This window comes from Pseudomonas sp. F2, assembly GCF_057174385.1.
Genome location: NZ_CM169904.1, coordinates 3,278,708 through 3,291,104, shown reverse-complemented (window position 1 = coordinate 3,291,104; position 12,397 = coordinate 3,278,708). Strand labels below are relative to the sequence as shown.

General features: G+C 60.2%; 13 protein-coding genes. All 13 read left to right on the top strand.

All coding sequences use genetic code 11. The annotated features are described in order from the left end of the window. Positions 1–2 precede the first annotated feature (2 nt). The 13 genes from hscB (at position 3) to der (ending at position 12,367) form a co-directional block, all read left to right on the top strand. Positions 3–524, top strand: coding sequence for a co-chaperone HscB (hscB, locus tag AC193Q_RS14665; RefSeq protein ID WP_003227901.1), 522 nt, complete (start codon positions 3–5; stop codon positions 522–524). Positions 525–575: 51 nt separating this feature from the next. After that, positions 576–2,441: a Fe-S protein assembly chaperone HscA gene (hscA, locus tag AC193Q_RS14660; RefSeq protein ID WP_239778054.1), complete on the top strand. Its 1,866-nt coding sequence runs from the start codon at positions 576–578 to the stop codon at positions 2,439–2,441. Continuing rightward, complete coding sequence (gene fdx, locus AC193Q_RS14655; protein WP_041071821.1) at positions 2,441–2,782, top strand: ISC system 2Fe-2S type ferredoxin; 342 nt, start codon at positions 2,441–2,443, stop codon at positions 2,780–2,782. Before hscA ends, fdx begins: the two co-directional genes overlap by 1 nt. A 14-nt stretch (positions 2,783–2,796) precedes the next feature. Then, positions 2,797–2,997: a Fe-S cluster assembly protein IscX gene (iscX, locus tag AC193Q_RS14650; protein ID WP_047296339.1), complete on the top strand. Its 201-nt coding sequence runs from the start codon at positions 2,797–2,799 to the stop codon at positions 2,995–2,997. Positions 2,998–3,085: 88 nt separating this feature from the next. Further along, positions 3,086–3,511, top strand: a complete 426-nt coding sequence (gene ndk, locus AC193Q_RS14645; protein WP_003227894.1) for a nucleoside-diphosphate kinase — start codon at positions 3,086–3,088, stop codon at positions 3,509–3,511. 28 nt (positions 3,512–3,539) lie between these two features. Beyond that, the gene (rlmN, locus tag AC193Q_RS14640) at positions 3,540–4,688 is read left to right on the top strand and encodes a dual-specificity RNA methyltransferase RlmN (protein ID WP_007964428.1); all 1,149 of its coding nucleotides are present in this window, start codon (positions 3,540–3,542) and stop codon (positions 4,686–4,688) included. Positions 4,689–4,700: 12 nt separating this feature from the next. Further along, positions 4,701–5,459 carry a type IV pilus biogenesis/stability protein PilW gene (pilW, locus tag AC193Q_RS14635; RefSeq protein WP_047296336.1) on the top strand — a complete coding sequence of 253 codons (759 nt, stop codon included), beginning with the start codon at positions 4,701–4,703 and terminating at the stop codon, positions 5,457–5,459. Further along, positions 5,459–6,493, top strand: coding sequence for a RodZ domain-containing protein (locus AC193Q_RS14630; RefSeq protein WP_047296335.1), 1,035 nt, complete (start codon positions 5,459–5,461; stop codon positions 6,491–6,493). Before pilW ends, AC193Q_RS14630 begins: the two co-directional genes overlap by 1 nt. A 3-nt stretch (positions 6,494–6,496) precedes the next feature. Then, complete coding sequence (ispG, locus tag AC193Q_RS14625; protein ID WP_025109215.1) at positions 6,497–7,606, top strand: flavodoxin-dependent (E)-4-hydroxy-3-methylbut-2-enyl-diphosphate synthase; 1,110 nt, start codon at positions 6,497–6,499, stop codon at positions 7,604–7,606. 36 nt (positions 7,607–7,642) lie between these two features. Beyond that, on the top strand, positions 7,643–8,932 hold the full coding sequence (hisS, locus tag AC193Q_RS14620) for a histidine--tRNA ligase (protein ID WP_003227887.1): 1,290 nt from the start codon (positions 7,643–7,645) through the stop codon (positions 8,930–8,932). A 41-nt stretch (positions 8,933–8,973) separates the two neighbouring features. Continuing rightward, positions 8,974–9,615 carry a tetratricopeptide repeat protein gene (locus tag AC193Q_RS14615; protein ID WP_041071830.1) on the top strand — a complete coding sequence of 214 codons (642 nt, stop codon included), beginning with the start codon at positions 8,974–8,976 and terminating at the stop codon, positions 9,613–9,615. Continuing rightward, complete coding sequence (gene bamB, locus AC193Q_RS14610) at positions 9,608–10,759, top strand: outer membrane protein assembly factor BamB (RefSeq protein WP_047296334.1); 1,152 nt, start codon at positions 9,608–9,610, stop codon at positions 10,757–10,759. Before AC193Q_RS14615 ends, bamB begins: the two co-directional genes overlap by 8 nt. Positions 10,760–10,894: 135 nt before the next feature. After that, entirely contained in the window at positions 10,895–12,367 is a 1,473-nt protein-coding gene (gene der / locus AC193Q_RS14605) for a ribosome biogenesis GTPase Der (protein WP_041071834.1), read from the top strand. Positions 12,368–12,397 lie beyond the last annotated feature (30 nt).

Here is a 12,397-nt window from a genome sequence, read left to right as displayed (position 1 = left end):
TCGTGGGTATTCCTTGTCATTTCGCTTTATTCGAGCTGCAACCGAGCTTCCGCCTGGATCTCGAGCAGTTGGCCACGCGCTATCGTGAGTTGGCGCGCGGTGTTCATCCTGACCGCTTTGCCGACGCTTCCGAGCGCGAGCAGCGGTCGGCGCTCGAGCAGTCTGCGCGGCTCAACGATGCCTACCAGACGCTCAAGAGTCCTGCCCAGCGCGCACGCTACCTGCTGACCATCAGCGGGCATGAAGTGCCGATGGAAGTCACGGTGCATGATCCCGAGTTTCTCTTGCAGCAGATGCAGTGGCGCGAAGAGCTCGAAGACCTCCAGGACAGCGCCGACCTCGACGGTGTCGCGGTATTCAAGCGTCGCTTGAAAGTCGCTCAGGAACAGTTGAACGAAAGCTTCGCAGCTTGTTGGGACGATGCAGCGCAGCGCGAGCAGGCCGAACGCCTGATGCGGCGCATGCAGTTCCTCGACAAGCTCACCTACGAAGTGCGCCAGTTAGAAGAGCGCCTCGACGATTAACCCAGTGCCGCTCCGGTCGCACGCCTGATATACAGATAAGTCCTGATCACGATGGCCCTACTGCAGATCGCCGAACCCGGCCAAAGTCCTCAACCGCACCAGCGTCGTCTGGCTGTGGGGATCGACTTGGGCACTACCAATTCGCTGGTCGCTGCGTTGCGCAGTGGTCTTTCCGAACCACTGGCCGACGCTGACGGGCAGGTCATCCTGCCGTCCGCCGTGCGTTATCACGCCGACCGCGTCGAGGTTGGCGAGTCGGCCAAGCTGGCCGCGTCCTCCGATCCCTTGAACACTGTACTGTCGGTCAAGCGCCTGATGGGCCGTGGTCTGTCCGACGTCAAGCAATTGGGCGAGCAACTGCCGTACCGCTTTGTCGGTGGCGAATCGCACATGCCGTTCATCGACACCGTGCAAGGCCCGAAAAGCCCGGTCGAAGTCTCCGCCGACATCCTCAAGGTGCTGCGTCAGCGTGCTGAAGCGACCCTGGGTGGCGAACTGGTCGGTGCGGTGATTACTGTTCCGGCGTATTTCGATGATGCTCAGCGTCAGGCCACCAAGGATGCGGCGAAACTCGCCGGTCTGAACGTGCTGCGCCTGCTCAACGAGCCGACTGCTGCCGCAGTGGCGTATGGTCTGGATCAACACGCCGAAGGTCTGGTCGCAATCTATGACCTGGGCGGCGGCACCTTCGATATTTCGATTCTGCGTCTGACTGGCGGCGTATTCGAAGTGCTGGCCACCGGCGGCGACAGCGCGCTGGGCGGCGATGACTTCGATCACGCGATTGCTGGCTGGATCATCGAGAGCGCCGGCTTGTCCGCCGATCTCGACCCGGGTGCGCAACGCAATCTGCTGCAAACCGCCTGCGCGGCCAAAGAGGCCCTGACCGATGCGCCCAACGTCGAAGTCGCCTACGGTGACTGGAAAGCGCAGCTGACCCGCGAAGCCTTCGATGCGCTGATCGAGCCAATGGTTGCCCGCAGCCTGAAAGCCTGCCGCCGCGCCGTGCGTGATTCCGGTGTCGAACTGGAAGACGTGCATGCCGTGGTCATGGTCGGCGGTTCGACCCGTGTGCCGCGTGTTCGCGAGGCGGTTGCCGAAGCCTTCGGTCGTCAGCCATTGACCGAAATCGACCCGGATCAAGTGGTGGCCATCGGGGCCGCGATCCAGGCGGATACGCTGGCTGGCAACAAGCGCGATGGCGGCGAACTGCTGCTGCTCGACGTGATTCCACTGTCCCTGGGGCTGGAAACCATGGGCGGGCTGATGGAGAAGGTGATTCCGCGCAACACCACCATTCCGGTGGCCCGCGCGCAGGATTTCACCACGTATAAAGATGGTCAGTCGGCCATGGCGATCCATGTGCTGCAGGGTGAGCGCGAGCTGATCAGCGACTGCCGCTCCCTGGCGCGCTTCGAACTGCGCGGCATTCCGGCGATGGTGGCTGGCGCGGCGAAGATTCGCGTGACCTTCCAGGTCGATGCCGACGGTCTGCTCAGCGTGTCTGCCCGTGAACTGGGTTCGGGCGTTGAGGCGAGCATTCAGGTCAAGCCGTCCTACGGCCTGACCGACGGTGAAATCGCCAAGATGCTCAAGGACTCGTTCCAGCACGCCAACGACGACAAGGTCGCCCGTGTCCTGCGCGAGCAGCAAGTTGATGCCCAGCGTCTGATCGAGGCGGTGCAGGGCGCTCTGGAGGCCGATGGCGAGCGCTTGCTCGACGCCGAAGAGCGCATGGTCATCGAGTTGCAGATGCAGGAACTGGCCGAACTGATGAAAGGCACCGATGGTTACGCCATCGAGCAACAGACCAAGCGTCTGTCGCAAGTGACCGATGCTTTTGCTGCCCGCCGCATGGATCTGACGGTGAAAGCCGCTCTGTCGGGGCGCAACCTGAATGAAATCGAGGATATCTGATGCCGCAGGTCATTTTTCTGCCCCACGAGAAGTTCTGCCCTGAAGGGATGGTCGTCGAGGCCGAGCCTGGCACTTCGATTCTCGAGCTGGCTCACGAACACCACATCGAGATGGAAAGTGCCTGCGGCGGCGTTTGCGCCTGCACCACTTGCCACTGCATCATTCGCGAGGGTTTCGACTCGCTGGAAGAGGCCGACGAACTGGAAGAAGACTTCCTTGATCGTGCCTGGGGTCTGGAAGCGCAATCGCGCCTGGCCTGTCAGGCGATCGTCGGTGAAGAAGATCTCACCGTCGAGATTCCAAAATATTCGCTTAACCATGCGGCCGAAGCGCCGCACTGACTGGTAAGACTGTCATGAGCTACGGTTGGAATGATGTTCAACGTATTGCAGAAGAGCTGGCCGAGGCCCACGAGGGGCTCGATCCGTATTCTGTAGGTTTTGTCCGTCTGCAGCAGATGATTCTTGAGCTGCCGGATTTCGACAGCACTTCTGGCCGGGTCGGCGAGAAGGTGCTCGAGGCGGTTCAGGAGCTCTGGGCCGCAGAATTGGACTGATCCTCCCCGCAGGTTAGGCAATACCCAAGAACCCGCGTATAATTCGCGGGTTTAATTTTTCGCAAATTACTGTTTCTGGAGTTACACCATGGCTGTTCAACGTACTTTCTCCATCATCAAGCCTGACGCCGTTGCTAAAGGCGCTGCCGGCGAAATCGTTACCCGTTTCGAAAAGGCTGGTCTGAAAGTGGTTGCTTCGAAAATGAAGCAGCTGTCCAAAGCCGAAGCTGAAGGCTTCTACGCTGAGCACAAAGAGCGCGGTTTCTTCGGTGACCTGGTTGCTTTCATGATCTCCGGTCCAGTGGTTGTTCAGGTTCTGGAAGGCGAAAACGCTATCGCTCGCAACCGTGAGCTGATGGGCGCTACCAACCCTAAAGAAGCTGCTGCCGGCACCATCCGTGCTGACTTCGCCGAGTCGATCGACGCCAACGCCGTTCACGGTTCGGACTCCGAAGCCGCTGCTGCTCGCGAAATCTCGTACTTCTTCGCAGCTACTGAAGTAACCACTCGCTAAGCATTGCTTAAAGAGTGAAGGTGAATCCATGACGACATCGACTGTGAAAACTAACCTGCTGGGTCTGACCCAGCCGGAAATGGAAAAATTCTTCGACTCAATCGGGGAGAAGCGTTTCCGTGCCGGTCAGGTAATGAAATGGATTCACCACTTTGGCGTCGATGATTTCGACGCCATGACGAACGTCAGCAAGGCCTTGCGCGAAAAACTCAAGGCTGTTGCTGAGGTCCGTGGTCCCGAAGTGGTCAGCGAGGACATTTCCAGCGACGGCACCCGCAAGTGGGTGGTGCGCGTGGCGTCCGGCAGCTGTGTCGAGACCGTGTACATTCCCCAGGGCAAACGCGGCACTCTGTGCGTTTCGTCCCAGGCAGGCTGTGCCCTGGACTGCAGTTTCTGCTCCACCGGCAAGCAAGGCTTCAACAGCAACCTCACCGCCGCCGAAGTCATCGGTCAGGTGTGGATTGCCAATAAATCCTTCGGCAGTGTTCCGGCTACCATCGACCGCGCCATCACCAACGTGGTGATGATGGGCATGGGCGAACCGCTGCTGAACTTCGACAACGTCGTGGCCGCCATGCATCTGATGATGGATGACCTGGGCTACGGGATCTCCAAGCGCCGCGTAACCCTGTCCACCTCGGGCGTGGTGCCGATGATCGATGAGCTGGCCAAGCACATCGACGTCTCCCTGGCGTTGTCCCTGCACGCACCGAATGACGCATTGCGTAACCAATTGGTGCCGATCAACAAGAAATATCCGCTTAAGATGCTGCTCGAGTCGTGCCAGCGCTACATGTCCGCCCTGGGCGAGAAACGTGTGCTGACCATCGAGTACACCTTGCTCAAGGACGTCAACGACAAGCTTGAGCACGCGGTGGAAATGATCGAGTTGCTCAAAGACATTCCGTGCAAGATCAACCTGATTCCGTTCAACCCGTTCCCGCATTCCGGTTACGAGCGGCCGAGCAATAATGCCATTCGTCGGTTCCAGGATCAGTTGCATCAGGCCGGCTTTAACGTCACTGTCCGCACCACCCGTGGTGAAGACATCGACGCCGCATGTGGTCAATTGGTAGGGCAGGTGCTGGATCGCACCCGTCGCAGCGAACGTTACATCGCCGTGCGCGAGTTGAGCGCCGACAGCGATCTGGCACAGAACGCCGCGAACACTAACTAAGAGAGGATCTCTATGTCCCTGCGCTTTGCGCTGCTGTTGCTGATGGCCAGCCTGTGTGCTGGTTGTGTCCTGTCGGGTGACTACAACCCGATGAAGACCAGCAAGGGCCGCGACGAAGCGCGTGCCGCCTACGTGCAGCTGGGACTGGGATACTTGCAGCAAGGGATGACCGAGCGCGCCAAGGTGCCGCTGAAGAAGGCGCTGGAGCTGGACGGCTCCGATGCTGATGCCAATGCTGCCCTCGGACTGGTGTTCCAGGCCGAAATGGAGCCGAAACTGGCCGATGAGCATTTCCGCAAAGCCCTGTCCTCGCGTCCCGCCGATGCACGCATCCTCAATAACTACGGCAGTTTTCTCTACGAAGAACAGCGTTACAAGGAAGCCTACGAGCGTTTTGAGCAGGCAGCCGCCGATACCCTGTATCCTGAGCGTTCGCGGGTGTTCGAGAACCTCGGCATGACCGCCTCGAAGCTCGGGCAGCGGGATCTGGCACAACAGCAACTGGAAAAAGCCCTGCGGCTGAACCGTCAACAACCGCGCGCTTTGCTGGAAATGGCTGAGTTGTCCTTCGAAGACAGGCATTATGTGCCCGCGCGTGACTATTACGACCGTTTCAGCCTGCTAACCGAGCAAAATGCACGTAGTCTATTGCTCGGCGTTCGGCTGGCAAAAGTGTTTGAAGATCGCGACAAGGCCGCCAGTTACGGCCTGCAATTAAAACGACTCTATCCCGGTACGCCGGAATATCAGCAATACCTGTCGGAGCAATGATGAAAGCGGCGCATCCCGAAGTTGTAGCAGCGACTCGCGTTAATCCCGGTGAGACCTTGCGCCAGGCACGCGAAAGCAATGGCTGGTCGCTGGCCGAAGTGGCCCTCAAGCTCAACCTCACCGTGACTTCCCTGAGCAATCTTGAGGCTGGCGCTTTCGACAAGCTGCCGGGGCATACTTTCGCTCGCGGTTACATTCGCGCTTATGCCAAATTGCTCGGCATGGACCAGACCGTTCTGGTCCAGCAGTTCGACCAGTCCACTGGCACCGACTCACAAGGCAGCAATGTGCATGCATTGGGTCGTATTGAAGAGCCGGTGCGGGTGTCCCACACCATTTTGCGGATCGTCAGCCTGCTGTTGCTGATTGCGGTCATCGGCGGCGGTTTCGTCTGGTGGCAGGATCAGACCTCGCTGCGCACCAAGGATTTGACCAGCCTCGCCCCGGAGCACGTTGAAGTCGAAGGCGCCGACGGCACCACGCAGATTCACCCGATCGACGAGCCGGAAGACCAGGCCGTGGCCGAAGGTCAGTCCGAGGGCGCGACCGCTCTGGCGCTGCCACAGTCGGAAACCACCGCTGAATCGACCGGTGCCGAGCCTGCCGCTCCGGCCGCGGCACCAGCAGCACCGGCCGTAACGCCGGCCGCCCCGGCTCATACTCCGGCTCCGGTGGTTGCCACTCCGGCTACACCTGCACCGAACGTTCCGGCTGCTCCGGCACCGACCGTGACTGCGCCAGTGGTGGCGGCCACTCCAGCGCCAACCGCAGAAGCGGCTGCTCCGGCGGCCGGCGATGGCCAGGTACAATTGCAGTTCAGCGCCGATTGCTGGGCACAGGTCACCGACGGTCGCGGCAAGGTATTGTTCAGCGGTCTGAAACACAAAGGCGACAGCGTCTCGGTTTCCGGCAAGCCGCCACTGGCGGTACGCCTGGGTGTGGCCCGTGCCGCACAGGTCAGCTACAACGGCCAACCGGTCGATATCGCTCCGTTCACCAGTGGCGAGACTGCTCGCCTGAAGTTGGGTCAATAAGTCATGCACGGCGAATCTCCAATCAAACGTCGCGTTTCGCGCAAGATCTGGGTCGGTAACGTGCCTGTCGGCGGCGATGCGCCCATCGCTGTGCAGAGCATGACCAACAGCGACACCAATGATGTGGCGGCCACCGTTGCCCAGATCAATCGTCTGGAAGCGGCCGGCGTCGATATCGTCCGCGTTTCGGTGCCGGACATGGACGCCGCCGAGGCGTTTGGCAAGATCAAGCAACTGGTCAAGGTGCCGCTGGTTGCCGACATCCACTTCGACTACAAGATCGCGCTGCGCGTCGCCGAACTCGGTGTGGACTGCCTGCGCATCAACCCGGGCAACATCGGTCGTGAAGACCGGGTGCGCGCGGTGGTCGATGCCGCCCGTGACCGCGGGATTCCGATCCGTATCGGCGTCAACGCCGGCTCCCTGGAAAAAGACCTGCAGAAGAAATACGGCGAACCGACTCCGGCTGCACTGGTCGAGTCCGCGCTGCGTCACGTCGAGCACCTCGAACGCCTGAATTTCCAGGACTTCAAGGTCAGTGTGAAAGCCTCCGATGTGTTCATGGCCGTTGAAGCCTACCGTCTGCTGGCCAAGGAAATCGTCCAGCCGCTGCACCTGGGCATCACCGAAGCCGGTGGTTTGCGTTCGGGCACAGTGAAATCCGCCGTGGGCCTAGGTATGCTGCTCGCCGAGGGGATTGGCGATACTATCCGCATCTCGCTGGCGGCCGATCCGGTCGAGGAAGTGAAGGTCGGTTACGACATTCTCAAGTCTTTGCATCTGCGTTCCCGTGGCATCAACTTCATCGCCTGCCCGAGTTGCTCGCGGCAGAACTTCGATGTGGTCAAGACCATGAACGAGCTGGAAGGGCGCCTTGAAGACCTGCTGGTGCCGCTGGATGTCGCGGTGATCGGTTGCGTGGTCAACGGCCCCGGCGAAGCCAAGGAAGCCCATATCGGCTTGACCGGCGGTACGCCAAACCTGATTTACATCGACGGCAAGCCGTCGCAGAAACTGACGAATGACAATCTGGTGGACGAGCTGGAAAAGCTGATCCGCGAGAAAGCGGCCGAGAAGGTCGAAGCTGACGCAGCGGTCATCGCGCGCGGCTGACCTGACTGAAGCGCCGAACGAATTTAAGGATTTAAAGTGAGCAAGTCTCTGCAAGCCATTCGTGGCATGAACGACATCCTGCCCGAACAGACCCCGCTGTGGCGTTATTTCGAGGGTACAGTCGCGCGTCTGCTGGATAACTACGGTTACAAGCAGATCCGCATGCCGATTGTCGAATTCACCGAGCTGTTCAAGCGCTCGATCGGTGAAGTGACCGACATCGTCGAAAAAGAGATGTACACCTTCGAAGATCGCAACGGCGACTCCCTGACCCTGCGTCCGGAAGGCACTGCAGCGTGTGTGCGTGCGGTGCTCGAGCACGGCATCACCGGTGGTGGCCAGGTGCAGAAGCTTTGGTACATCGGCCCGATGTTCCGTCACGAGCGTCCGCAGAAAGGCCGTTATCGCCAGTTCCACCAGATCGGTCTGGAAGTGTTCAACCTCGACGGCCCGGACATCGATGCCGAGCTGATCATCATGACCTGGCGCCTGTGGGGCGAGCTGGGTATCCGTGATGCGGTCAAGCTCGAACTCAACAGCCTGGGGACCAGCGAGTCCCGTGGTCGCTATCGTGAAGCGCTGGTCGAGTACCTCTCGGCGCACCACGATAAGCTCGACGAAGACAGCCAGCGTCGCCTGAAAACCAACCCGCTGCGCGTGCTCGACACCAAAAATGCCGACACTCAGGCGGTATTGGTCGATGCGCCGAAAATGGCCGACTACCTGGACGACGAATCCCGTGCGCACTTCGAAGGTCTGAAGGCGCGTCTGGACGCGGTTGGCATCCCGTACGTGCTCAACCCGAAACTGGTACGCGGCCTCGATTACTACAGCAAAACCGTATTCGAATGGGTCACCGACAAGCTCGGCGCCCAAGGCACTGTCTGCGCGGGCGGTCGTTACGACGGTCTGGTCGAGCAGATGGGCGGCAAGCCGACCGCAGGCGTCGGTTTCGCCATGGGCATCGAGCGTCTGGTGTTGATGCTCGAAACCCTGGAGCAGATCCCGGAAGAAATCTCCCGTCAGGTCGACGTCTACCTCTGCGCCTTTGGCGAGCAGGCCGAACTGGCCGGCCTGGCCCTGGCCGAGCGAGTACGTGACCAGCTTCCAAACCTGCGTCTGCAAGTCAATGCCGGCGCCGGCAGCTTCAAAAGCCAGTTCAAGAAAGCCGACAAGAGCGGTGCGCTGTATGCACTGATCCTGGGTGACGACGAAATGGCCCAGCAAGTGGTAGGTTTCAAACCCCTGCGTGGCCAGGGCGAACAACAAAGCATTGCCTGGGATGCGCTTGCCGCTCACCTGGCCACCTGCGTCGTGCAGGGTTGAAGCTGTCCAAACAGCCGATTTAGCGATTAAGGAGTATTGGGGTGTCGAGTACCGAAGACGAACAGTTGGCGGATTTGAAGGACTGGTGGACACGCAACGGCAAACCTCTGGTCACCGGCGGCCTGTTGGCGCTGGTCATCGTGTTCGGCTGGCAGGCTTTTCACAAGTATCAGAGCAACCAGGCGCAAGGCGCCTCGGTGCTCTATCAGCAACTGCTGGAAACCACGCTGACCCCGGACGGCAAGCCTGACGCTGCCCGCGTTGCGGACCTGGCCGGCAAACTCAACAGCGAATTCGGCGGCACCGCGTACGCACAGTACGGCAGCTTGTTCGTGGCCAAGGTAGCGGTCGACAGCGGCAAGCTGGACGACGCCGCCACCGAACTCAAGGCCATCGTTGCCAAACCGGCCAACCCGGCGCTGGGCGAAATCGCCCGTCAGCGTCTGGCGCAGGTGCTGGGTGCGCAGAACAAGGCTGATGAAGCCCTGAAACTGCTCGACGGCGATGCCGACAAGGCGTTCCTGGCCACTCGCGAAGAACTCAAGGGTGACTTGCTGGTTCAGTTGGGTCGTACCGACGAGGCGAACACCGCGTATCAAAAAGCCAAGGCGGCACTGTCGGATGAAGCGGCAGTCGGTGGCCTTCAAATCAAGCTCGACGACCTGGCCAAAGGGGATGCGTGACGTGATCCGTTGGAAGCATGCAGCATTGCTGGCTCTGGCCATTCTGGCCGCGGGTTGCAGCAGCAACAGCAAAAAAGAACTGCCACCGGCCGAGCTGACCGACTTCAAGGAAGAAGTGGTTCTGCAAAAGCAGTGGAGCCGTTCGATCGGTGACGGTCAGGGTGAAACCTACAACATGCTGGTTCCGGCGATTGATGGTGACACCATCTACGCGGCCGATGTGACCGGCATTGTTATGGCCATGGATCGCGGCAATGGTGACGTGAAGTGGAAAAAGGATCTTGAGCTGCCTGTTTCCGGCGCCGTTGGCGTGGGTTATGGTCTGGTCACGATCGGTACTCTGAAAGGTGAAATCGTTGCCCTCGACGCCATCAACGGCGAAGAGAAGTGGCGCGCCCGGGTTTCCAGCGAAGTCCTCGCGCCGCCGGCCAACAACGGTGACGTTGTCGTGGTGCAGACTCAGGACGATCGTCTGATCGGCCTGGACGCTGCCACTGGCGACCGTCGCTGGACTTACGACAGTACCCCTGCGGTCCTGACCCTGCGCGGCACCAGCGCACCCGTCGTGACCAACCGCCTCGCGGTGGCTGGCCTGTCGACCGGTAAAGTGGTTGCCCTGGACATTTCCAACGGCGTGCCGGTCTGGGAGCAGCGCGTTGCGATTCCAACCGGTCGTTCCGAACTGGAGCGCGTGGTCGACATCGACGGCGGTCTGCTGCTGTCCGGTGAAACCCTTTACGTCGCCAGCTATCAGGGCCGCGTCGCGGCACTCGATCTGCAAAGCGGCCGTCAACTCTGGCAGCGCGATGCATCGAGCTATGCCGGTGTTGCCCAGGGTTTCGGCAACGTTTACGTGAGCCTGTCTTCGGGCACCGTTGAAGGCGTTGACGAGCGTTCGACCACTGCGCTGTGGAGCAACGACTCGCTGGCCCGCCGCCAGCTGTCGGCGCCGGAAGTGTTCTCCAGTTACGTAGCCGTCGGTGACCTGGAAGGTTACCTGCACCTGTTGAGCCAGGTGGACGGTCGTTTTGTGGGTCGTGAGCGTATCGACAGTGACGGCCTGCGTGCCCGTCCGCTGGTGGTGGGCAACACGATCTATGTGTATGGCAACAGCGGCAAACTGGAAGCCCTGACCATCAAGTAACAACTATGCTTGGGGTTAACCCCCAAGCGGCCCCGGATTTCCGGGGCTTGCAGCGCTAACCGGCGTTGCCCCGAGCACCAGCCGCTGCCTCGCAGCGGCTTTTGTATTTTCTGAAATAACGAAGTGGAGAGCCGCATGGTTCCCGTAATCGCCCTGGTGGGCCGACCGAACGTCGGCAAATCCACCTTGTTCAACCGCCTGACCAGGACTCGCGACGCCATCGTCGGCGACTTGTCCGGTCTGACCCGTGATCGCCAGTACGGTGAGGCCAAGTGGCAAGGGCGTTCCTACATTCTGATCGACACCGGCGGTATCTCCGGTGACGAACATGGTATGGACGAAAAAATGGCCGAGCAGTCGCTGCTGGCCATTGAAGAAGCGGATGTTGTGCTGTTCCTGGTAGATGCCAAGGCCGGTTTTACCGCTGCCGACCAGATGATCGCCGAACACTTGCGCAAGCGTAACAAGCGCTCCCACGTGGTCGCCAACAAGGTCGACAACATCGACCCGGAAATGGCCCGAGCTGAATTCGCCCCGCTGGGCATGGGCCACGCGATCCCGATCGCCGGTGCTCATGGCCGTGGTATCACTCAACTGCTGGAAGCGGCACTGAGCGATTTCCCGCGTGATGAAGACGAGCCGCAGGAAGGCGAAGAAGAAGAGATCGTCGCCGAAGGCGAGGAAGCCAAGCGCATTCCTGGCCCGAGCGAAAAAGACGGGATCAAGATCGCCATCATTGGCCGTCCGAACGTCGGCAAGTCGACGCTGGTCAACCGCATGCTCGGTGAAGACCGGGTCATCGTCTATGACCAGCCCGGCACCACCCGCGACAGTATCTACATTCCGTTCGAGCGTAACGACGAGAAGTACACGCTGATCGACACCGCCGGTGTGCGCAAGCGCGGCAAGATCCACGAAGAAGTCGAAAAATTCTCCGTGGTCAAAACCCTGCAGGCGATCAAAGACGCCAACGTGGTGATCTTCGTGATGGACGCCCGCGAAGGTGTGGTCGATCACGACCTCAACCTGCTGGGCTTTGCCCTTGAAGCCGGTCGTGCGCTGGTGATCGCGATCAACAAATGGGACGGCATGACCCCGAGCGAGCGCGACTTCGTCAAGGTCGAGCTGCAACGTCGTCTGTTCTTCGTCGACTTCGCCGACATCCACTTCATTTCGGCATTGCACGGTACAGGCGTGGGCAACCTCTACGCCTCGGTGCAGAACTCGTTCAAGTCCGCGGTGACCCGCTGGCCGACCAGCCGCCTGACGCAGATTCTCGAAGACGCGGTCAGCGAGCACCAGCCGCCGATGGTCAACAGCCGCCGGATCAAGCTGCGTTACGCTCACCTGGGTGGCGCGAACCCGCCGATCATCGTGATCCACGGTAACCAGATCGAGAAAGTGCCGAAGTCGTATGTGCGCTATCTGGAGAACACTTACCGCCGTGTGCTGAAGCTGGTCGGTACGCCGATCCGCATCGAGTTCAAGGGCGGCGAGAACCCGTACGAAGGCAACAAGAACACGCTGACCGACCGTCAGGTCAACAAGAAGCGCCGCTTGATGTCGCACAACAAGAAAGCCAGCAAGAAACGTCGCGACAAGAAGTGATCAATTTGATTGTTCCCACAATTTCGTGGG